The organism is Allochromatium vinosum DSM 180, assembly GCF_000025485.1.
GTDB classification, from domain to species: Bacteria; Pseudomonadota; Gammaproteobacteria; order Chromatiales; family Chromatiaceae; genus Thermochromatium; species Thermochromatium vinosum.
Genome location: NC_013852.1, coordinates 1 through 19958, shown reverse-complemented (window position 1 = coordinate 19958; position 19958 = coordinate 1). Strand labels below are relative to the sequence as shown.

General features: G+C 63.4%; 19 protein-coding genes, 1 pseudogene and 2 CRISPR repeat arrays. All 20 genes and pseudogenes read right to left on the bottom strand.

The features are described from left to right. Window positions 1-13 precede the first annotated feature (13 nt). Window positions 14-736: a CRISPR direct-repeat array (repeat unit 36 nt; unit sequence GTCTTAATCCCCTCGAAAGCGGGTCTCAATGCGGAC). 263 nt (window positions 737-999) lie between these two features. Next, window positions 1000-2040: a CRISPR-associated endonuclease Cas1 gene (cas1, locus tag ALVIN_RS16750; protein ID WP_012972308.1), complete on the bottom strand. Its 1041-nt coding sequence runs from the start codon at window positions 2038-2040 to the stop codon at window positions 1000-1002. After that, entirely contained in the window at window positions 2037-2408 is a 372-nt protein-coding gene (gene cas2 / locus ALVIN_RS16745) for a CRISPR-associated endonuclease Cas2 (RefSeq protein ID WP_012972307.1), read from the bottom strand. The genes cas1 and cas2 overlap by 4 nt, the downstream gene beginning before the upstream one ends. 26 nt (window positions 2409-2434) lie before the next feature. Beyond that, the gene (locus ALVIN_RS15665; protein WP_012972306.1) at window positions 2435-2719 is read right to left on the bottom strand and encodes a CRISPR-associated endonuclease Cas2; all 285 of its coding nucleotides are present in this window, start codon (window positions 2717-2719) and stop codon (window positions 2435-2437) included. Window positions 2720-2813: 94 nt separating this feature from the next. After that, the gene (locus tag ALVIN_RS15660; protein ID WP_012972305.1) at window positions 2814-3332 is read right to left on the bottom strand and encodes an SHOCT domain-containing protein; all 519 of its coding nucleotides are present in this window, start codon (window positions 3330-3332) and stop codon (window positions 2814-2816) included. 79 nt (window positions 3333-3411) lie between these two features. Beyond that, window positions 3412-3729 carry a CRISPR-associated protein Csx16 gene (csx16, locus tag ALVIN_RS15655; protein WP_012972304.1) on the bottom strand — a complete coding sequence of 106 codons (318 nt, stop codon included), beginning with the start codon at window positions 3727-3729 and terminating at the stop codon, window positions 3412-3414. A gap of 507 nt (window positions 3730-4236) precedes the next feature. Beyond that, window positions 4237-5364, bottom strand: a complete 1128-nt coding sequence (gene csm6 / locus ALVIN_RS15650; protein WP_012972302.1) for a CRISPR-associated ring nuclease Csm6 — start codon at window positions 5362-5364, stop codon at window positions 4237-4239. Window positions 5365-5409: 45 nt separating this feature from the next. After that, complete coding sequence (locus ALVIN_RS15645) at window positions 5410-6042, bottom strand: EcsC family protein (RefSeq protein WP_012972301.1); 633 nt, start codon at window positions 6040-6042, stop codon at window positions 5410-5412. A gap of 140 nt (window positions 6043-6182) precedes the next feature. Then, entirely contained in the window at window positions 6183-7208 is a 1026-nt protein-coding gene (locus tag ALVIN_RS15640; RefSeq protein ID WP_012972300.1) for a radical SAM/SPASM domain-containing protein, read from the bottom strand. Beyond that, window positions 7198-7770 carry a hypothetical protein gene (locus tag ALVIN_RS15635; RefSeq protein ID WP_012972299.1) on the bottom strand — a complete coding sequence of 191 codons (573 nt, stop codon included), beginning with the start codon at window positions 7768-7770 and terminating at the stop codon, window positions 7198-7200. The genes ALVIN_RS15640 and ALVIN_RS15635 overlap by 11 nt, the downstream gene beginning before the upstream one ends. A 15-nt stretch (window positions 7771-7785) precedes the next feature. Further along, window positions 7786-7971: a hypothetical protein gene (locus ALVIN_RS15630; RefSeq protein ID WP_012972298.1), complete on the bottom strand. Its 186-nt coding sequence runs from the start codon at window positions 7969-7971 to the stop codon at window positions 7786-7788. Window positions 7972-8016: 45 nt separating this feature from the next. Then, window positions 8017-9762: a radical SAM protein gene (locus tag ALVIN_RS15625; RefSeq protein WP_012972297.1), complete on the bottom strand. Its 1746-nt coding sequence runs from the start codon at window positions 9760-9762 to the stop codon at window positions 8017-8019. Between the two features lie 233 nt (window positions 9763-9995). Further along, a complete protein-coding gene (locus ALVIN_RS18100; RefSeq protein ID WP_263053333.1) occupies window positions 9996-10499 on the bottom strand; it encodes an IS630 family transposase in 504 nt (167 codons plus the stop codon). A gap of 106 nt (window positions 10500-10605) precedes the next feature. Continuing rightward, window positions 10606-11013 (bottom strand): annotated as a pseudogene (locus ALVIN_RS18095) (helix-turn-helix domain-containing protein); the annotation flags it as partial. A gap of 275 nt (window positions 11014-11288) precedes the next feature. Further along, window positions 11289-11944: a CRISPR direct-repeat array (repeat unit 36 nt; unit sequence GTCTTAATCCCCTCAATTCGGGTCTCAGTGCCGAAC). A 159-nt stretch (window positions 11945-12103) separates the two neighbouring features. After that, the gene (cmr6, locus tag ALVIN_RS15615) at window positions 12104-13138 is read right to left on the bottom strand and encodes a type III-B CRISPR module RAMP protein Cmr6 (protein WP_012972296.1); all 1035 of its coding nucleotides are present in this window, start codon (window positions 13136-13138) and stop codon (window positions 12104-12106) included. A gap of 2 nt (window positions 13139-13140) precedes the next feature. Next, window positions 13141-13545, bottom strand: a complete 405-nt coding sequence (gene cmr5, locus ALVIN_RS15610) for a type III-B CRISPR module-associated protein Cmr5 (RefSeq protein ID WP_012972295.1) — start codon at window positions 13543-13545, stop codon at window positions 13141-13143. Beyond that, window positions 13542-14420: a type III-B CRISPR module RAMP protein Cmr4 gene (gene cmr4 / locus ALVIN_RS15605; RefSeq protein ID WP_012972294.1), complete on the bottom strand. Its 879-nt coding sequence runs from the start codon at window positions 14418-14420 to the stop codon at window positions 13542-13544. The genes cmr5 and cmr4 overlap by 4 nt, the downstream gene beginning before the upstream one ends. Before the next feature lie 38 nt (window positions 14421-14458). Further along, window positions 14459-15757: a type III-B CRISPR module-associated Cmr3 family protein gene (locus ALVIN_RS15600; RefSeq protein ID WP_012972293.1), complete on the bottom strand. Its 1299-nt coding sequence runs from the start codon at window positions 15755-15757 to the stop codon at window positions 14459-14461. After that, on the bottom strand, window positions 15754-17571 hold the full coding sequence (gene cas10, locus ALVIN_RS15595) for a type III-B CRISPR-associated protein Cas10/Cmr2 (protein ID WP_012972292.1): 1818 nt from the start codon (window positions 17569-17571) through the stop codon (window positions 15754-15756). The genes ALVIN_RS15600 and cas10 overlap by 4 nt, the downstream gene beginning before the upstream one ends. Before the next feature lie 3 nt (window positions 17572-17574). Continuing rightward, window positions 17575-18819: a type III-B CRISPR module RAMP protein Cmr1 gene (gene cmr1 / locus ALVIN_RS15590; RefSeq protein ID WP_223295314.1), complete on the bottom strand. Its 1245-nt coding sequence runs from the start codon at window positions 18817-18819 to the stop codon at window positions 17575-17577. After that, window positions 18791-19936: a putative CRISPR-associated protein gene (locus ALVIN_RS15585; RefSeq protein ID WP_012972290.1), complete on the bottom strand. Its 1146-nt coding sequence runs from the start codon at window positions 19934-19936 to the stop codon at window positions 18791-18793. The genes cmr1 and ALVIN_RS15585 overlap by 29 nt, the downstream gene beginning before the upstream one ends. Window positions 19937-19958: the final 22 nt, after the last annotated feature.

Below are 19958 nucleotides of genomic sequence, written 5' to 3'. Positions count from 1 at the left end.
GATTTGCCTTCTTCTCTTAATCCCCTCGAAAGCGGGTCTCAATGCGGACGCTGAACCCAGAGTTCTGCCTAGCTTACTGCAACGTCTTAATCCCCTCGAAAGCGGGTCTCAATGCGGACCGTATACCAACCCAGCGATAACGAAGAGGAAGGTCTTAATCCCCTCGAAAGCGGGTCTCAATGCGGACCGATGGGAAAATGGTACATGGGAAAGTGGTAGGTCTTAATCCCCTCGAAAGCGGGTCTCAATGCGGACTTGCAAGAATGTGATTCCAATAAAAAATATCTGTCTTAATCCCCTCGAAAGCGGGTCTCAATGCGGACAATGAAAATCCGCCTCAATCGTCGCCACTACTAGTCTTAATCCCCTCGAAAGCGGGTCTCAATGCGGACCTAATTAATACCGATGTACGTAACCTAACTATGTCTTAATCCCCTCGAAAGCGGGTCTCAATGCGGACTGGGCACCAAGACCCAGGTCGACGCCGGGAACGAGTCTTAATCCCCTCGAAAGCGGGTCTCAATGCGGACGCCAGGGCCGGGACGTGCCAGGCCCCGCAGACCGTCTTAATCCCCTCGAAAGCGGGTCTCAATGCGGACGGCCACCGCTGGCGTGTCGGACCTGAACACGGCGTCTTAATCCCCTCGAAAGCGGGTCTCAATGCGGACACCATCGCTATTTCAACAGCGGGCACCGAGGCGTCTTAATCCCCTCGAAAGCGGGTCTCAATGCGGACTCCTTGTGGATAACTTTTGCTTGATAAATCAATCTGATAGACAAGCTCTAGCATACACATTGAGTCAACAAAAAAGTTAGGTCAAGTTTTGATCAAAAATACAACAGATATCAGGGGCAGAGTGGCCTTGCTGGCCAAGCTTGATAGTATCGAACTTGGCGCTTGGATCAAATACTGTGAACAGACACTAAAGTCGCCGTGCCAAGCCTATCGAGGCGCTATCCTTCCCCGCCCTGAGGGACGGGGTTTGCCGCGCAATTTGATCAGAACTCCAGTCCGAATTCATCGCCCTGGCTGCATTGACCGGTCATGACCGGCTTGAGCACCTGACGCAAGACTTCGGTCTGACGACGGCACAGCTGCGTGAGACTGACCACGGTGCCCGCGCGTTCATCCTCCAACGTCGCCTGCAAATCGGGCCAGTCCTGCCGCGCCTGTGCCCAGGCTTGATAGAAGCGCCCACGTGCTTCCTTCGACAACCGGCATCCATCTTCAGGGCTGGTGGTGAAATCCTCGGGCGTGAGAAGACGATCCAGCATCCCGAGTAGCACCAGATCGACAGAGGGACGTAGGGGTTCGATCAGATCGAGCACCAGGGATTCGCGTCCGGGAACCAGTTCATGCAGCAGTCCGCGCGCCGGATCCAGCCCCTGTTGCTGAATGACCGACAGCATCTCCCCGCCAAGCAGTGTATACCCGAGCGAAAGCAGGGCATTGACCGGATCACGGGGCGGACGGCGATTGCGTCCCTGGAATCCCCACGTCGGCGACAGCCACAGGGTCAGCCAGCGGAACCACGCCGCCGCCGCCGAACCTTCGAGTCCCATGACTTCCGTGGTGCTCGATGCCTGACCAAGTCGGGCGAGCGCCAGATCTTGCTGACGACGCACGGCGGTTCGGGTCTCGGGCGGGTCCGACGCTACGGGCAGACGCTCGATGACGCGCGCCTGAGCCAGGAGCTTGGCGGCGATCAGATCCCGCGCCAACATCAGGCGCCGCTCGACCTGTTCGGCGGCCCGATGCTGGGCTGCGCGCAAGACGCCCGTCGCCCCCAGCGCCGGCCCCATCCAGGCACAGACCCCACGCCCGCGTCCCGGTTGCATCACGGCCGGAATCCCTCGCTCGGCCAGTGCCCGCCAGACATCACAACCGACCAGGGCGCGTCCATGCACCACCACCAGCCCGAGCACGCCGAGCGGGATATGGCGCGGCTTGGTGCCGGGTGTGACCAGACGCAAGGCCCCGCCGTCGAGCGTCAGTTGCGTGTCGCGGTGGTCGATGACGAGCAGCAGTTGGGCGTTCATGATTGACTCCGGGTGAACGGAAGCACGGGGGGTGTCGGTGTGGTCAGCGCCCGCCAACCGGGCGCGCTGGGGCGTGATTCGGTGGCCGCTTCGCCATCGCCGAGCAGATGGCCCTGGACGACGCATTGCCCCTGCAACCAGAGTGCTGAGGGGGCTGCGACCGGATAGGCGCGCAGATCGTCCTTGGCCACATCCATCAGAGTCTCCAACCGATCGAGCAGCGCCTCAATGTCGGACTCGGTGCCTTGGACCAGAAAAACCGAGCGTTGCAGCGCGATCCCTTCGCGGCGCACGGCCCGATGCAACCGCTGCAAGCGGCGTGGATCGGCAATGTCATAGGCGAGCAGATACCAACCGGACTGGGACATGGAACGCCTCCGGATGTTGGATGGACTCAGGCAGCCAGCAGCAGGCCATCCTGAAGCGCCGTGGTGCGACCCTTGCCACGGGCCAGCACAGCGCGATGCCCTTCGACCCAGGTGAACAGCCAGGCATCGGTGGCCGGGTCGAGTTCATCACCGAGTTGCTCAAACAGCCGCCGGGCCTGGATGGCGTCGACCTGACATTCATGCACCGACAGCTGCCCATCGAGACGCCATTCGCGCAGGGTCTTGAGCGCGTGCCGACGCACACGGTCATCGCGGATGTCATAGGCGAATACGGCCAAGCGGCTCGACATCGAATCCCCCTGACACCGCCTGAATGGGCGGCGATGAATACGCTGGATGTCTCTGTGACGCCCCGCCCAGCGCACGGGGCGTCACGATGACGGCCTACAGACCGTCGAGGATCTCGGCGCGCTTGCGCCGGTACTCCGTCTCGGTCAGTGCGCCGGAGCGACGCATCGCGGCGAGCCGTTGCAGGCGCGCGTCGATGGCCGTCGCGGATTGGCTGGCGGCGCCCCCGGCGAGCGGCGCCAACCGCACCTGGATCGGGTTGGGCTTGAGGTCGTTCATGGCCCCGGTTCCGGCATCCACGGCCACTCCGATCAGACCGCCGACCAGCACGTTGCCGGCCATGCCTGCGCCCCCGGCCCCGGAGATCTGCGGCTGGACGTTGACCTTGACCGGCTCATAGCCCGCCTTGGCGATGTCGATCACCACAGCGGTCTTGCGCGAGAGCTTGAAGCTCGCCGGTGTCTGGCCGCTCATGCCGTTGGAGAGCGTGACCTGAGCGCCGGGCGGGTCGCTTTCGATGACCAGGGTGTCGGTGGTGCCGCGCGTGACGGTGGCGCAGCCGCTGGTGAGCAGGAGGGTGGAACCGAGCAGGAACGAGACGGGGAGGTGGCGCATGGACAGCTTCCGTGTTGAGGGTTCAGATCCGATGATTCGGTGCGCCTATGAAACCGCATCCCCCCGTCTCAAGCGGGCGTCACAAGCTTGCAGGTTCGTGGCCCGGTACCACGCGCATGACGCGATACTCCTCGATCCGCGCCCCACAGGCGCGCATCTGCTCGGTGCTCAGTTCCCGCCCGCGCAGTTCCGGCGGCAGATCCAGCGACAGATTCAGATAGCGCGCGCCGCGCGCGCAGACCTCGGCGGCCAGATTCACCGGCAGCGAGCCGATGACGCTATCGCCCGGCTGAATGAGCGCCGGGTCCAGATGCACGATGACGGCCTCGACCTCAAACCCCTCCTCGGCGGCCCAATCATGGGCGCCGGGATGGCGGGAGACGAAATAGGTGGCCATGGAATCCTCCGTGGTTCTTGGCGTGGATCGAACAGACCAAGGGCGTGGCTGAGGCGATGGCCGCCCGTGGCGGGCGGCTCCAGAGGGCTAGGTCAGGGCCTTCTGATCGTTGGTGAGGACGTCGATGGAGCCGCTCGCCAGGCCGGAGACGATGGTGGTGATGATCGGGACCAGGAAAATCATGCGAGTGCTCCAGGATACGAGTGAATGGATGTGGTCAGGCCGGAGCGCGGATCAGGGACGGCGCTCCGACGGCAGGAATTCAGAGGCGTGTGAAGCCGGTTTCCGATCGACCCGGACGGGCCGACAAGACCCCGGCGGTCACGCATCCGGGAAACGCCTCGCAAAGCGGGCAACGAGGGCGGCGAAGAGCGGAATCAGGAAAGGCATTGTGTACTCCTAGAGGATGGAAGGGATGTCTTCAGGTTGAAGAAAAGGATGCCGTATTTCGCTCTAACAACCGTGTCTCACAAGCTTGTGAGAGCGATCCCCGTGCACATGGGTGTCTCAGTCGCCCAGAATCTCGATCTGTTCCGCAACCAGCGGGAAGCTGTTGTCCTTGCCGCGCCCAATCCCGATCAGATAGCGTTCAGCCGAGCGTTTACCCAGAGTATGCGTCAGGGCTTTGTTGATATTGGCCTTGTGGGGCTGGAAGTATTCGTTGGGTTCACAGGACTTGGCGATCCGCCAGCCGAGCGACTCCTCGAGGCGCTGATACTCCCCGCCGTTGGGGTTGAAGATCCGGGTGGCGACATCGGACAAAAACTCGCGGGCTACCTCGGGCTGCGACCAGTCGGTCGTGGACTCTCCACGCCTAGCCCGTTCCGCCAGCCACAGCAGGATGGCAAACCGGGTCTTGCTCAACACGATCTCTTCGTCATCGGCCCAGACGCGCTGTTGCGCCACATCCAGCACCAGACGGGGTTCCTGAAGGCCACGGTTGGCCGTGGCCACAGCCATGGTGAAACCCGCCTGTCCGGTGCGCAGCCGCTCGGGCAGACCATCGCGCAGGCGCACGAAGGGGATATCCGCCAGATCCACGTGCGCGTGCCGGGCATCGACCGTGACCTCCTTGTCACCCCGGCGGCTGTGGATCGGATGCTCGTAGGGCGTCGGATAGTAGAAGTCGCGGTTGGTCTCATACGGATCGGAGACCAGCACATGCGACAGCCGGTCCTGGGGACGCCCGTAGAGCGAGAGCGCATAGCCGAGGTAGTAGCCCATGGTCTTGCGCCCGCCGGCAATCGAGACATGCAGTTCGCTGTTGGGGTCGGCGGTCAACGCGCGCAGGGTCTCGGTGATGAAGTCGGCGGCCAGGGTGTTGTCGGCCTGGGTGCGGATGTCGTCGAGCGGACGGCCTTCGGCGTCCTGAAGGACATGGATCTGCTCGGGCGTAAAGACGATCGGCGGTAGCCCATAGTCCTCGCACAGCCGATGGAACCAACGCTCACCGGCCAGCAGATTAAGCCGGGCGTTGTCGGCGCCGGTGGCGGTGGTGATCAGATGCACCTCATCCGGGATCCAGGGATCCTCATCCCGGCACGCCAGGGCATACAGCGTCTCGGTGACGATCTGCGGGGTCAGGCCGGTGACGGCCAGCAGGATGCGGCGGGGCGTGGTGTGCTGAGACATCATGGGTATCCTTTGAATGGTGGGTGTGGTCGTTGTTCGGTTGGGCGCTCAGTCCGCCGCGACAATAAAGGTCTCGCGGGCGATGTGACCAATGGTACGGGTGGCGACGGCATCGAGACTCCCGCCGATGACCCCACCGGCCACCGGAACCAGCTTGCCCAGGTTGATGACACCCTTCTGGCCGAACTTGGTCAACAGCCGGAACCCGACTTTCTGATTGATGGCCGTGATCGTTTTGGCGCTGATGCCCCGGATCGCCTGCTCCGTCAGCTTGCGTCCGGCGACGATGCCGGCACTTTTGATGATGTCCTTGGCGGTGTTTCCGGCCAGACAGGCATAGACCAGCACCTTCACGCGGTCGTCGTGGATATCGTATTCGCCCATCGCGGCTACGGCGGCGACCATACGCACCTGAATGTACACGACACTGGTGATATTTGCCGGTAGGGTGACCGGCATCGTCACGAGGCCGCCCAGACCGGTCAGAAACCCGGAGGTCGCGGCCTTGGCACTTTGCCAACGGATCAGGCTCTGGGCCTGGTCATGCCGCGATCCGTTCCGCTGCATGTAGTCGTGTGCCAGATCGCTCGCCGAATCCAGGCCAGCCACACCATTGACGGCCTTGTCATAGGCCCAGTCCAGGGCTTGCATGAGGGTGTCTTGGTTCAGTGTCTGGGCCATGCGGTGTTCTCCATCCGGTGTCGATCGATCAAAGAGGGTCGCCATCCGCTGAGGCGATGGCGTGTCGGTTGTTGTGTGGCGACCGATACGCTAACCCGGCTCAACGGATCGCGTGTCGGTCACAAGCTTGTAGCCGCGCTTCACAGCCCGGCCAGCGCGCTCAGGGTCGCTTCGGACAGCCCCGCCTGGCGGGCCAGCTGTTGCCGGTAGGCCGGCTGGGCCTGGGCCAGCGCCTCCAGAATGACGGTCGCGCGCTCGACATCGCCGAACACCTCGGCGCAATAGCCACAGGGGCCGGAGGCGTGCGCCGGATCCGGCCACTCCAAGTCGGGCGCGTGCGCCGTCACCAGCGCGCGCAGGGTGGCGAAGCTCTCGAACTTGAGCACCCGCAGCAGAAAGGAGCGCGTGATGGCCTGGACGATCTCGGTCGGGTCATCCCCGGCGCGGAGGTTGCCGAACACCAGAGGATTGATGGTGTTGTTGGTGGCGCAGCAGGGCAGCACGTCGCCGTTGGGCTGCACCAGAATGTCGTGCCCCAGACGCCGATAACAGCCCCAGGCGGCTGGATCGGTCGGCAGACCATAGCGCCGGGCGGTGGCGGCCTGCCCGACGGCGCGTCCGAAGGGCGCGATCAGCTTGTCCTCGCACACCACCTGCGCGGCCAGATCCTCGCCGAGCAGGGCGGCGACCGACGCGCCGGGATCGGCGAAGGTGCCCGTCACCGTCACCGCCAACCCCAGTTCGAGGGCGGCGCTCACGGCATGACGGATACGCTCCAGCGGCACAAACCGCAGATGTTCGGGATCACAGGAGGTCGAGTAGCGTTGCAGCCCCGCCTGTGCCAGGGTCGACAGGCGTTGGTGCGCTTCAGCGCGGCTCGTGGCCCAGTGCGACGAGGAGACCACCGCCCCGCCGAGTCCCGATTCGGCGGCCCGCTCCAGCACCGCCTGCACGTCGTCGAACAGCAGAAACGGCTCGCCGCCGGTGAAACCGACCGTGCCGATCAGGCCCGGCACGGTCGCGGTGAGACGCTCCAGCAGGGCCAGCATCTCGGTGCGGCGCAAGCGCTCGCGCGACGCTTCGCTGGGATCGCAGCAGAAGTCGCAGCGCGCCGGACAGGCGCGGGTCGGCTTGAAGACCAGGGCGTTGCCCGAATCAGGCCGCATGCCGGATCTCCACCACCTGACGCAGACCGTTGAGCCGGCAGTTCAGACGATGCGCCGTGCCGGGTTGGGCGCTGGGTGCCGTAACCTGACAGCCCAGTCCGTGGCCGTGACGCTCCAGCGCGAAGGCTTCGGCATGCACAAGCGTGGCGCGGTTGTTGAGCCCATCGAGGCTCAGGCGCTCGAGGCGTCCAACCTGGACGTCGGCCTGTTGCCCGGTGCCGACCAGCGACAGCGTGCCGAGATGGCGCGCGCGGCACTCGAAGCGCGAGGTGGCGCCCTCCAGGCGCACATCGATCCAGGCCAGCCCCTCGGAGATCACCGTCGTGCCCGCCGACTGCACGAGCAGGCGATCGAAGTCGGGCGGGACGTGCAGCGTCCAGTCGACGGCCGGCGGCACGCTGAAACCGAACCGGGTCTGCGTCGGTGCCGTCAGGGTCAGGCGCTCGGGGGTCTCGTGGCGCTGCGGCGGTTCAGCCTCCGCGCCCGCGACGATCAGGTCCGCCTGCGTGGCGGGAATCAGGTGCAGCCGGCCGGGGCCGACGCACAGAGCCAGGGTACGCATGGCTGAAGCTCCCGGTTAGTACACGATGGTGACGATGGAGGTCGAGCAGGCCAGTTCCGGACGCCGGGGCGTGGTGCCGGCGGTGAGGACGGCGCACAGGGCCGGGGCGGTGGTGCGTGCACCGACGTGCGCCCACAGCGGGGAGCCGTGTTGCGGGGCGCGCAGAGCGGTGGTCAGGCGGTGTTGGGGTTGGATCGACATCGTGAAGCTCCGTGTGGCTGGTGGTGATGGAGCGCCACGATAGCCTCAGTCCGCCGGTTCGGTGGGAACCACAAGCTTGTGATGGGTCATCAGCCAGGCCGGAACTGGCTGCGTCAGCGGGCGCAAGGGGCAGGGCGCGTCCTGGAGCGGACGGCAGCTGCGCACCAGGGCCATTTCGCCGCCCAGCACCTGGCCGAGGCTGAGGCTCAGATCGCCGGTGGGCTGACCGCCGGAGCCGTAGTAGTCGAGTTCCCAGGCCACCTGGAGGACACGGTGGAAGCCCTGCTGGGCCAGTTCACGCTGGTAGTCGGCGATGTCGGCGATGGCCGGGCTGTCCTCGCCGAAGGCGGTTTCGATGCATCCCGACCCGGCGGGATCGACACGGTGCTGCTGGGTGATCTCGGTGGCCTGATGGTCGTAGGTGTTGATGGCCAGCTTGCGCACATACTCGAAGCGCTCGAAGGCGTCGCTGCCGTCGCTGAAATAGGTTTCGCGCAACCGCCGGTGGCGTTGCAGCTCCAGGCCGTAGGCGTGCTCGATGTGGGCGACGAAGCGCGGGATGTCGTCACGCGCGATCGCGTAGTAGTAGGCCGTTTCCTGACGGGTCAGATAGTGGTCGCGGATGATGATTGGGCTGTGGTCGCCAAAGCGGTGCGCCATGTCGGCGATATAGGCTGCGCCCGAGTCGATCGCCTCGCTCAGGCTGGAAACCCGGAGATCGACCCCGTCCTCGGGATGGAGGAAGCAGGGGAAATAGCGCTGTTCGGCCGTGAAGTTCACATCGCGGTTGAGGCTACAGACATTGCAGCCACGGCTACAGGTACAGCTCTGAAGCTCGACGAGCAGCGGGGTATCGCGATAGCGGTAGACGGTGCGCCGTAGACCGGATTCCAGCGGCGTGAGCTGATCGCCCAGTTGATCGCGGAGCGCCTGGAGCCGGTAGTAGTAGGGATACAGATCTTTGAGCGTGCGGGTGATCAGCAGCTCCAGAAACTTGACTCGTCGCGCCCCGCACGCCAGGGCATAGGCAAAGATCCGGTCAATCTGCTCGGCTGAGGTGTTGAGGCCGTTGAGCAGGACGAAATTGAGCTTGAAGGGAATCTCGGCGGCGTTCAGCCGGGCCAGGTTGTGCTGAACGTGCGCCAGATCGTCGCGCGTTCCGGGGGTGTGGCTGGAAAGCGGATGCACGATCCGGTCGTAGCAGGCCGAATCCAGGCTGTGCATCGAGATGTTGAAGCGCACCCGCCCCGGATAGCGTTTCAGACCTTCGATGAAGGTGTCGTTCAAGACCCGGCCGTTGCTGACGAATTTCACGTCCGGCCGGTAGCCGATCGCCTGCATGTACTCCAGGGCGCGCAGAATCTGACGCCACTTCAGCAACGGCTCCCCGCCGGTGAAGGTGAGATCGTCATAGTCCAGTGCCTTGAGCTGGTCGAAGACCTTGAACAAGGCCGCTTCTTCGGTTTTCTGCCGCTCCCGATCCATGTCCAAGCCTTCTTCGTGACAGAAGAAGCAGCGGTAGTTGCATTTCTCGGTGATGGAGAAGCGCACCGAGCGGCGGTGCGGCAGGGATTTGATGTATTCGCGGGGTGCCGAGGGACGGTAATCCAGGCGTTCCAGCCGCTCGCGGGGAATTTCAACTCCGGGATCGAAGGCGAGTGTCATGGAGTGGATCGGCGACGATCCCAGTGACAGTTCCAGCTTCACCAGCTCGGGCAGCAGATCCTGATCGGGTGTGCGCTGAATCCACACCCGAAGGTCATCCGCCTGCCGCTCCATCCTCCAGTTCATCGGTTGCAGATTCTCACGGCGAAAGCGTATTGCCAAAACAGGGCATGCCTGTTGATGTCGTTTGGCCTTTCTATCCTCACGGATGGGGGGCTCAATCCGAAAGGCGCGGAGGGATAAAAACCTTCCGTGCCTGGCTAAGCTTAGAAAGTGTCCATCAACTGTTCCCCGACTTGAGCGGTCCTGTCCGGCAGCAATCGGGAAGTATACCGATCTAATACCAATTTTTCGTTTTTTCACTCGCCGACAATGGCGAAGTTTTCCGTCAGCAACGATCGTAAGTCACCACGATATTGGTTCGGGTGACAAAAGAAATTTTCGCAAGCGGCTTTGAAGTCACCGAACGACTCGAAATAGCGGTTATAGAGCACCGTCTTTTTGAAATACTTCCAGAATCGCTCGATCAAATTGAGATTTGGCGCATAAGGTGGGAGAAAGACCAGTTGCACGCGTGATGTCTCCAAGTGCTCACGAACCGCCTTGGAGCGATAGTAGCGCGCATTGTCGCAAATCACCGCCGCGTCTGGGTGCCGCTGCTCAAGTTGCTGCAATAGCGCGATGGTCGAGACGGCATTGATGCTGTCGTCGAAACGGACAACGGGTTCGAGGCACTTGAGGTCAATGGCACCGTTGATGTTGACGCGCCGCCGCCCGGTGTTGGAACGGATCTCGCGATCCTCGCCGCGCTTGATCCAGCCCTGGGCGATGACCGGATTGTGCGGCGGGTGAACCGCGTCCATGAATATAGATGGGATCGGCCTCGCCCTTGGTGTGCTTGAGGGTTTCGTACTCGGCGAGGAAGGCTTTCTGGGCCGCGGGATCGGCCTTGCCTGGGATGAGCTTGGGTTTCTTGTAGACGTAGCCCAGGCGATGCAGTAGCGCCGTCATGCCACTGGTGGTGTAGGCCACGTCAAAGGTGTCTTCGACCCACCGGGCGACAGCTTTGGCGCTGAGGTAGAGGTGGCGTTGCAGGTGCGCTTCCAAGCACGCCAATTGCGCCGCCTCAAGCTGGCAGGCGCTGCCACGAAACGCCACCTGCCCCAGCGATTTCAGGCCATCCTGGCGATAGCGCTTGAAATGATTGCGCACCGTATTCGGGTCGATCTGCAGCACCTCGGCGATTTGCTCAGCTGTCCAGCCGGTCGCGAGCAGAACCACCGCCTTGATCCGATCTGCCTCGCGTTTATCGCGCGTGCCTCGGTGGGCGGCACGCAGTTCCGCGAGTTGCTTGTCAGTAAGGCAGTAGTCAGACATGGCGAAGATTCTACAGATCTGGTCGATGTGTCACAAAATGTCCATCAGCGAAAAAATCAAATGAGAGCGGTATAGAAAATGGACAGTTAATTAAAAAAACCCAGTAACAAAGTCATTATCACCCATGACAATACTCCTCTTTTAAATTGTGGGTACGGGATTGTCACCCACGGTCTTAAACTGCGTTCAGTGTGAGATGCGTCATTTTGCTTTAGATTTTAGATGCGAATTTAGTCGCATGTTCAACTACAAAAAACGTTTCTCGAACTGGGCGCGGTTTAATCCCCTCAATTCGGGTCTCAGTGCCGAACCCAGTCATGGCCGTTATTAAGCGCTCAATCCCGGTCTTAATCCCCTCAATTCGGGTCTCAGTGCCGAACTTTTACGAAGACGCTTGGACGGGATGTAACAAGGGTCTTAATCCCCTCAATTCGGGTCTCAGTGCCGAACCCGGGAGTTCAAGAAATGGGCAGAGGACACGGTCTTAATCCCCTCAATTCGGGTCTCAGTGCCGAACGGGGTGTGATGGATATGTTCACTCGCGCTCATGTCTTAATCCCCTCAATTCGGGTCTCAGTGCCGAACCCTCAAGATCTTGGGCGAAGGAGCACACCATATGTCTTAATCCCCTCAATTCGGGTCTCAGTGCCGAACAACGGCAATGACCTGGAAGACATCGTTGTTTCCGTCTTAATCCCCTCAATTCGGGTCTCAGTGCCGAACTCTGCAAAAGAGGCTATGGATGCCTCCGAGGAGGGTCTTAATCCCCTCAATTCGGGTCTCAGTGCCGAACTGCCCTATTTGTGGAGCTGATATTTATAATGGAGTCTTAATCCCCTCAATTCGGGTCTCAGTGCCGAACTTTTCGATCAGTTTAAGCAGCATCGAACTCAAAGTCTTAATCCCCTCAATTCGGGTCTCAGTGCCGAACCCACCTGTGGATAATTTTTTTTCACTATCCGTTTCGCGTCTGATCGGCGACAATCGCCACATATCCATCACGATCTCCACAGGTTTTTCCGGCTGCTCGATCATAGACATTCAGGAACGGAAATGCAAGATCCACGCCGAACTTGCTTTCAAGCTATGATCATTCATCATAAAGCGCACGCGCCTGCTTGGCGGATTTGCCGGGTGGATTATCCCACCAATCGCGTTCTTTTTCCTGCCAGCGTGACCGAATATCCTCCAATGCCTCGGCCTTGAGTGCCGCATCCGTCAGTGCCGCCCATTCAGCCGCCAGCCCCTTGCTGCGCAATACTTCCTCGGAATTGGTCTTGTTCTGCTGGGCCAAGCGTTCAATCGTTTCATTCACCCAGGCACAAACCGGACCGGCGGGTTTCTGCGGATTGAAATCGAACAACCCATAACCGGTGCGGGTCTTGGCCCCGATGCCGCGTTTGGAAAGCGCGGCGATCAGCATCTGTTGGGCCAGATCCAGCCACGCCGGCGGCCCTTCCAGCACGAACAGGCAGTGCCCCTGAACGGCGATCTGGGCATTGGGGATGGGACTGTCGAAATCGGTGGCCGGCGTGCGGCCCTCGCTGCCGTAATACTCCAGATGATGGGTGGTGACGATCTCCTCGACCAACGGACGTTCCGCCGAACCCGGAACCCACCAGGCATCGTGAAAGCTCACCAGTCCCGACAGCCCTTGCGGATAGGGCGCCTCCGGCATCGGATCCGCCTCCGCACCGAAGAGTTCAGCGATCACCTCCGGATGTTTATCGGCAAACGGGCTACCGCACACATGCGCCCGCACCACACCCTTGACGCTGGAACCGGGGATATAGGGCATCCCGTAGCTGTGGCTGATCGCACACCCCGTTTCCAGCATCCCGCCGCCGGTCAGACCGATGAACAGGCGTGACTCCAGCGCCAGTTGGATCTGACGAAAGCGCAACGGATCGGCCGTCGCCGTCCGCCAGCGCTGATAGGCGTTGTGATAGAAGGGCGTGGGCGTGACGGCACAGATCCGTTGCAGGTGCCGGGTCTTGGCCTCGCGGCCCTCTTCGGTCTCCTGGTCATAGACCGGATAGCCGCGCTGAATCAGCAATCCAGGATGCGCCTCGCGCGCACTGTGATACAGCGGGCGCAGCGCCTCGCGCATGAGTTGCGTCGCCATACTCAGTTCTCCTCGCCGTTGCTGGTATCACCGGTCGCCGTGACGCGCAGCACACCCTGCACATAGCGCTTGATCCAGCCGGAGGCTTCCAGCGCCGCGCGGGTGAGCTTGAGGGTCTTGGCCAGATCCGCGCCGATGATCTCCCGATGCAGGGCCTCGCCGCTCGTGACCGTGAGCGTTCCGCCGGCGCGCAGCACCTCCTTCAGATCATCGAGCAGCATCAAATGCTCAGGGGCGCCGGCCCCCTTGGCGAGCAGAAACCCCGTGGCCTGAGCCAGACCGTTCTGCAGGATCATCCCCGGCAGCTTGTGGGCGATGGCCCCGTACTTCTTCTTATTGGGTTCATCCTTGCGGGCCTCGACACACGCATAGGCCGCTGTTGCCACCTGGTGGGCGCGCATCTTCATGCCGCCACCTCCTGCGTCAGCAGCCGCACCAGACCGCGTCCGACGCCGGCCTGTCCGCCGAGTTGCAGCAGCGCGGAGCCGGACGGAAGGGCCTGAGCGAGTTCATGGGCAGTCCGCTTTTGGTTCGGCTCATTGGAGTCGCTCAGCGCATACAGCCCCCACAACACCGACTCAGCGGGCAGATGCTCCTCGAACCAGAGCGCGCCCTTCTTCACCGTACCCGTGTCCTGGTCGATGCTGATGCGGGTGCGCAGTTCGGTCGCCGTCTCGCTCAGATAGCCGAGAATGTCATCGGGCAGGATGGCGAAGCGCTCGATGAAGTCACGCTGCCCCGTGGCATCGTTCGGGTGAATGAGTGCGGCGATGGTCATGGCCCACTCCTGCGTTCGGGCGTTGCGTTGAGCACCCAGATCGAGGTCTTCGAGCACCAGGGTGGTGTCGAGCAGGTTGACCGAATCGGTCGGAACGAGGGCGTGCTCACGATTGGCGGGACTGGGAATCTCAGGCGTTTTCAGTCCCACATCCGCCAGATCGCGCGCATAGCGGCGCAGAATGAAGGGCGCGGTCACATAGCACAGGATACCGGCCAGCGCCCGCACCGGCATGGCCAGCAGATGGGCATCGCCGACGGCCAGCGCCCCGGCGAAGCTGCCGGCGTTGTCCTTGACGGTTCGGGGACCGAACAGCGCGCGTTCGAGGTCGGCATCCCGCGCGCCGATCTCCTGACGCAGAACGCCGCGTAACGAGGAGCCGGGCACGATCGGCAGCTGGGTGGCGCGGGCGCGGGCGATCGGCAGGTCGACCACGCCGACCGACTGACCGGTTCCGCAGTGGAGCGCCGAGAGGGTGTGCAGATGAAAGAGTCGTGAGTGCATGATGTCGTCCTTTGGCCGGCAGTTCGTCGATGTCAGGTTCAGTCGATCTTCCAGGGCGCGGGGAGGGCCAGGCCGAAGCCGTCGCGCCGGTCCTGTTCCAGGTCACACAGGCTGGCCAGCCACAGCGGAGCCAGCGCCTCGGGGGTGGTCGGTTCGAGCAGGCGGAACCAGTAGGTCGCTCCGGCCCCCACCAGCTTGCGGGTCGGGCGCGGTTCTTTCTTGAGCAGATCCCAGCCCGAATGCGGCTGCCAGCGCTCGACGGCGGCGGCGACCAGTCGCAGCCGCACACCGGGAGCGATCGGCGGCTCGCCGGTCAGCGTTGCATCGAGCCAGCCGGGGCGATAGCCCGCCTGGAACACCCCAGGCGTGAGCAGCGTCAGGGTCAGACCGCCAGCCGTGTGGATATCCTGGAACCAGGTCGCCGGCGGAGTCGGCCAAGCCGTCTCCGGTTCCGGATGCAGACGGGCCAGACGCCGTTCCCCGCCCAGATGGACCAGTCCGCCGGGCAGCGGCTCGGCAAAACGTGCAAGGAGACGCAAGGTACCCGAGGCAGAGTGGTCGGGGGTCTGCTTCTGCTTCAGTGTTTGATTCAGCGTCGGATTGTCCGGCTCCAGATCCAGTCCTTCGGTCTGGAACAACCGTCCGGACTCAGCCGCCTGGGTCACGGCGTCGATGGCAACATGGGTGCGCCGATCCCCGGAGGGCGGGGACCAACCGCGCTTGGTCAGTTCCTTGTGGTCGAGCGTCTTGCCCTGACGAAAGGCGATCAGATCCTCCCAGTCCCACCAGGCCGGCCCCTTGCTCGCCTTGCCCTGGATCGTCTCGGACAGCCGCAGCGGGCGCAGTCCATCGGGCAGATCGGCGTTACAGCCATCCTCGAAGCGACTCGGCTCCAGGCGCAGACACCTAGCCTCCTTGTCATGCCCGAAATACTGGGCATCCGCCGGTTTGGGCGCGAGCCGCCGCACGATATTTCCCGTGTTGTCGACGCGGGCGAGAAACGGACTGGCCACGGCCAGTTCAGCGAGTTTGGGACCAAACGCCTGATCATTGGCCCGCGCCCACGCCGTGCGCAGACAACCGGCCAGGGTCGAGGGCGGCGGGAAACGCGGCGCATCGGCGCCGGCCTGATCGTCGAACGGACGCCCCGAACGCACGATCAGCGGGGCCAGCGGCTCCAGACTGACGATCGGACTGGGGGCAGCGGACTTGGGCGCCTCGCGCTGAACGCGGGCGGACTGGGCGGCGGGTGTCGCCTGCGCCGCGCTCGACTGGCCCTGCAGGCGCTGCTGCTTGTTGTAATTGATCTTGGGTTGCTTCTTGCCCTTCTTGCTCATTGGTCGCGTACTCCCAGATCGGCGACGGTGCGGGCGGAGAGCCAGCGCGCCAGAATCAATGTGTCGGCCAGTGTGGCCAGCGACTGGCGACGGGCCGCCGTCAGGATCGCGCGGCGCTGCGCCGTCTCCAGGGCTTCAGTCCCGCCACGGGCCTGGGCGCGGTCGAGCATCCGGGCGACCTCGGCTTCACGCATTCCTTTTGCGGCCGCACTGCCATCGTCACGCATCCAGGCCAGACGCCGGTCGATGGCGCGCAGATCGTAAGCTACGCGGCTCGACAGCTGACCATCGCGATAGGCGACGGTGAAGACCTCAAGCTCGGCGAGCGCTTCGCTGTCGTCCCAGTTGGCCCGCCATTCGAGCTCGCCGCCGGAGCGAATCCCCAGCACGATGGCCAGCGCATTGCGCGTCTTGTCGGGCGGCAATCCGTCGCCCTTGGCCAGATGCTCGGCGTGACCGGCTCGCTTGCGCAATGCACCCAGCGGTTCCATCAGATGGCCGATGGCCAGTCCGACGGAGAGCGTCGGATGCTCGGCGGCGTTGAGTCCGAGCGACTTGGCCACCGGCTGGAGTGCCTTCGCGAAGGCCTCGGCCAGTGTCCGCGCACAGGCCAAGGCTTCCGGCAGCGGCACCAGGGCGAGCACGTCGTCGCCGCCGGAATAGATGGCATGGCCATGGTGTTGGCGTACCAGTTTACGGACATCGGAGGCAAAGCCATGTAGCGCTTTGGAAATCTCCCGTGAATCCGCCGCCTGCCTGGCCCGTTGCAGCAGCGCCCCCATGCGGTCGCCGTCGGCCTTGAGGATCGCGGCATAGGGCACCGGGGCGCCCTTCTCCGCCGGCAGTGACTTCATGACCTTTTGTAGCTTCAAGAGCGCTTCACGCTCCTCCGGCTCGGCCGCGTCTTCGCCCTTGGCCGCCAGCGCATTGTCGAGACGGAAGTCGTAGAGCATCTGAGCATCGTATGGAAGCGCCTCGTAGGCGCCGCAATTGCCGCTGACACGGGTGGCCAGCCTCGACTTCACAATGGGTTCGTAGGCCGCGCTCAGGGCCTGTTGCTGCTCGGGCTCGAGCGTGCGGATCCAGGGATCGGCGGCCACGCGCGAGTAGGGGGTGAACTGCTCGACCTGGCCGGCCATCCGCTTCATCACACCCAGTGCATCGAGCTGCTCACCGCGCGAGAGGCCGAGCTGACGGCGAGCGCGATGCTCCTCATGCCAGTATTCGGGCAACACGGTTTCCAGTGCGCCATCGAGCGAGGACTTGGGCAAGCCTGGTGTCTTCAGAGGCGCAGCGGGACTAAAATCGCGCGTGGCCTTGCGTGCCGCCAGAGTCGCGCCGAGCTTGGCACCGGCCTGAGTGTAAGCGTCGTCCCCGGCGGGGATCTCGACCCAGGCAGCGAACCCTTCCAGCAGGTCGCCGATCTGCGCCTGCCAGACCTCATCACGCAGTTTGACCTTGAGCCGGCCGCGCGCCTGTTCACCCAGGTCGATCAGACGCTGGGCGGCGGCCTGTTTGGCCCGCTCGCACAGGGCACGGGCGGCGTCGGCATTCGGCAATTCGACCTTGGCACGCAGGATATTGGCGATGTTGGCACTGTCGCGCGGCTCCGTCTGCGGCTCAAGTTCCTCATCCGGCTTCTCGGGACAGGGAAAGATGAGACAGCCGGGTTCGGCCTGATGCAGCACCCGCGCGGCCGCCCGCGCCGACTCCGACAGCAGCCAGGAGCCGCACCAGAGATCGCGCGTGCGCCGGGCCGCCTCGATCAGGCTCTGCACCGGGCCAAGCGAAAGGGTCACGAGATACTGGGGCATGGGTCAGTCCTGCTCGAAATAGTCCATGAACGCCGTCAGCGGATCATCGCCGCGACCGGCCATCGGTTTGATCTGTTCTGCCAGACGCGCGCGTTCGGCGGGGTCGGCGGGCCAGGCGCGACGGAAGGGGCCGTTTCCGAAGCCGACGCGCAACTCGGTAGTGCGTCGTTCCCAACCCGGTAACAGCAGTGCCGACGGATGCCATTTTTGTCCGCTCCAGTAGGGACGCAGAATGAGTGGACTGGCCATGCGATCACGCTCGCCATCCGGGATCAAGGTCGAATCATTCGGTTCGCCCGCATCCTTGAAATGAAAGATGATCGGCAATCCGAACCAGGCGCGGGGATAAGCGCCATCCACCGGATGCTCGGGATCATGGTTTTTGGCATGTCGCCGCGTCTGACGCCGGATGGTGTCGGGCTCCGGCCAGCGGCTGCGTCCGGGCCGATTGCCTTGGCCGGGGTTGCGACCTAGATTCGGACCTTGACGAAACCGCTGTAGCTTTTTGACGGACGTTTCCCAAGCATCGATCTCGTTCGAGCCGCTTGGCGCCACACACAGGCGGCCACCGCATTGGGCCACCTCCTCCGGGGTCACCGGCTTGAGCATGCCGACCTGCACCGCGCCGAATCCGCGCCGCGTCCGTGCGCCCACACCACCGAAACTTGCCCACCAACGCAGCGCGGTCTGCACTTCGTCATACTGTTGTGATGTCAGATCTGAGGCACAACGCACGGAGAGTTCAAACGAATAGCCAGACTTCAAGAGTATCGGATCCGCGCCCGGATCGAGGATGAGTCCGTAAGCCGGCAAGCCAGCGAATTGGCTTTTCGCGCTGAGGTGCATCGCTTGAACGGGTTTGGCTTTGACCCGAGCGGCAACCCGGCTCGCGCTCGGACCGCTCGCGGCGATCCCGCCCCAGATCGCCGCTTCGCGCTGAAACATCGCCTCCGGCGAGGCGAAGGGACCGGCGACGATCCGCCACCAGAAGCGCAGCTGACCGCGAATACTCGCCGCGCGGATCGGCATCCCGGTATCGACTTCCGCCGCCCGAACCCCGCCGCCATACAGCGGCGTGACCAGCTTACAGACGTAATGGGTCCAGGGATCGGCGTTGGCCGCCGTGGTTTCAGACCACGCGCTCAAGGCAACGCTCGGATCAAGCTCCAGGGTAGATCGACGCATGTCAAAAGCTCCGTGTAGTGGTCTCAGCGGCGGATCAGTCTTCGTACAGTTCCAGGCGGACAAAGGGGGCATACTTCTCGCGGCGCTCGGCCACCACGCGCGCCCCGGCATCGGTCTTGCGGTTCTGGGTCAGCAGGTCGTCGTACTCGTCATGATCGACGATCCGCCACACCAGCAACCGCCAGCCTTCGACCGAGACCAGATAGCGGTCGCGGGTATGCTCGCCACGCTTGAGCCAGAACAGTCCCTTGCTCCATGACTCATGTTTACCGATCGCCAGTTGCTCGGGAGAGCGGGCCACGCGCGTGATGTAATCATCCGGGGCCGTGCCCTCGGTGGCGCGCATCTTGAGCAGATCATCGAGCGCCCGGCGCGACAGGAAGGGCACCAGGGCCGTGGGCCGCTCCAGCTCTTCCCAGATCAGGAAGCCGACCGGCGACAGACTGACTTGTCCCTGACCGACATCCTCGAACAGGGAGTCCAGAATCTCGCGTTCCTCGAACGACGGCAGCGCCTTGTCGAGCTCGGCGCGCGGGATGGCCGTCTCGTTCTGAATGCGCTCCAACAGCGGGCGCAGCGGTTCGAGCCGCGAGCGGGCGAACTCCACCGGCATCATCGGCAGCGGAATCAGGGCGCTGGATTGCTCGAAGATGTACTTGGCCGGCACCCCGCGCAGCATCCCGATCAGCACCGTGTAGGGCACCAGGCTCTTGAAGCCGCCCGTGGGGTTGAGCACGCACTGCCCGGTGCCGTTGGCGTCGATCTCGTGCAGCACCGCCTTGGTGAAATTGAGCACCCCGGCGGTGCGGAAGACGTGGGCATCGGTGACCTGCAAACCGGCCACGACCTCGATCCGGCAGAGGATCCCCGGACGCGCCTGCTCCAGGTAACGCTTGACGGCCCAGGCACAGGCCTGTCCGTCGGCGGTCTCGGAACTGAACAGCACCACGGTGTCCTTGTCGTTCACGCCCATGCGGGCCAGCGAATGGATCTCGGCGGAGAGGTCGCGCTTGAGGGCGACTTCATCGTCCAGGCGGGCGGTGCGGAAGGTGTCGTAGATGACCTTGGAAGCCGCCTCGACCCCGCCGTGTTCAGTCACCCAGGCGGCATCGAAGCGGGGTGTTTGTCCAAAGAATTTCTTGGCGGCACTGGTTCCGCAGGTGCACAGATAGACGGGCATGATCGACGGACTCCTGTGTGAA

Excerpts from the sequence above, each read along its gene's own strand:
- cas1 (WP_012972308.1), bottom strand. The coding sequence starts at position 2,040 with ATGAACGCCCAACTGCTGCTCGTCATCGACCACCGCGACACGCAACTG.
- cas2 (WP_012972307.1), bottom strand. The coding sequence starts at position 2,408 with ATGTCCCAGTCCGGTTGGTATCTGCTCGCCTATGACATTGCCGATCCA.
- ALVIN_RS15665 (WP_012972306.1), bottom strand. The coding sequence starts at position 2,719 with ATGTCGAGCCGCTTGGCCGTATTCGCCTATGACATCCGCGATGACCGT.
- ALVIN_RS15660 (WP_012972305.1), bottom strand. The coding sequence starts at position 3,332 with ATGCGCCACCTCCCCGTCTCGTTCCTGCTCGGTTCCACCCTCCTGCTC.
- csx16 (WP_012972304.1), bottom strand. The coding sequence starts at position 3,729 with ATGGCCACCTATTTCGTCTCCCGCCATCCCGGCGCCCATGATTGGGCC.
- csm6 (WP_012972302.1), bottom strand. The coding sequence starts at position 5,364 with ATGATGTCTCAGCACACCACGCCCCGCCGCATCCTGCTGGCCGTCACC.
- ALVIN_RS15645 (WP_012972301.1), bottom strand. The coding sequence starts at position 6,042 with ATGGCCCAGACACTGAACCAAGACACCCTCATGCAAGCCCTGGACTGG.
- ALVIN_RS15640 (WP_012972300.1), bottom strand. The coding sequence starts at position 7,208 with ATGCGGCCTGATTCGGGCAACGCCCTGGTCTTCAAGCCGACCCGCGCC.
- ALVIN_RS15635 (WP_012972299.1), bottom strand. The coding sequence starts at position 7,770 with ATGCGTACCCTGGCTCTGTGCGTCGGCCCCGGCCGGCTGCACCTGATT.
- ALVIN_RS15630 (WP_012972298.1), bottom strand. The coding sequence starts at position 7,971 with ATGTCGATCCAACCCCAACACCGCCTGACCACCGCTCTGCGCGCCCCG.
- ALVIN_RS15625 (WP_012972297.1), bottom strand. The coding sequence starts at position 9,762 with ATGAACTGGAGGATGGAGCGGCAGGCGGATGACCTTCGGGTGTGGATT.
- ALVIN_RS18100 (WP_263053333.1), bottom strand. The coding sequence starts at position 10,499 with ATGGACGCGGTTCACCCGCCGCACAATCCGGTCATCGCCCAGGGCTGG.
- cmr6 (WP_012972296.1), bottom strand. The coding sequence starts at position 13,138 with ATGGCGACGCAACTCATGCGCGAGGCGCTGCGCCCGCTGTATCACAGT.
- cmr5 (WP_012972295.1), bottom strand. The coding sequence starts at position 13,545 with ATGAAGATGCGCGCCCACCAGGTGGCAACAGCGGCCTATGCGTGTGTC.
- cmr4 (WP_012972294.1), bottom strand. The coding sequence starts at position 14,420 with ATGCACTCACGACTCTTTCATCTGCACACCCTCTCGGCGCTCCACTGC.
- ALVIN_RS15600 (WP_012972293.1), bottom strand. The coding sequence starts at position 15,757 with ATGAGCAAGAAGGGCAAGAAGCAACCCAAGATCAATTACAACAAGCAG.
- cas10 (WP_012972292.1), bottom strand. The coding sequence starts at position 17,571 with ATGCCCCAGTATCTCGTGACCCTTTCGCTTGGCCCGGTGCAGAGCCTG.
- ALVIN_RS15585 (WP_012972290.1), bottom strand. The coding sequence starts at position 19,936 with ATGCCCGTCTATCTGTGCACCTGCGGAACCAGTGCCGCCAAGAAATTC.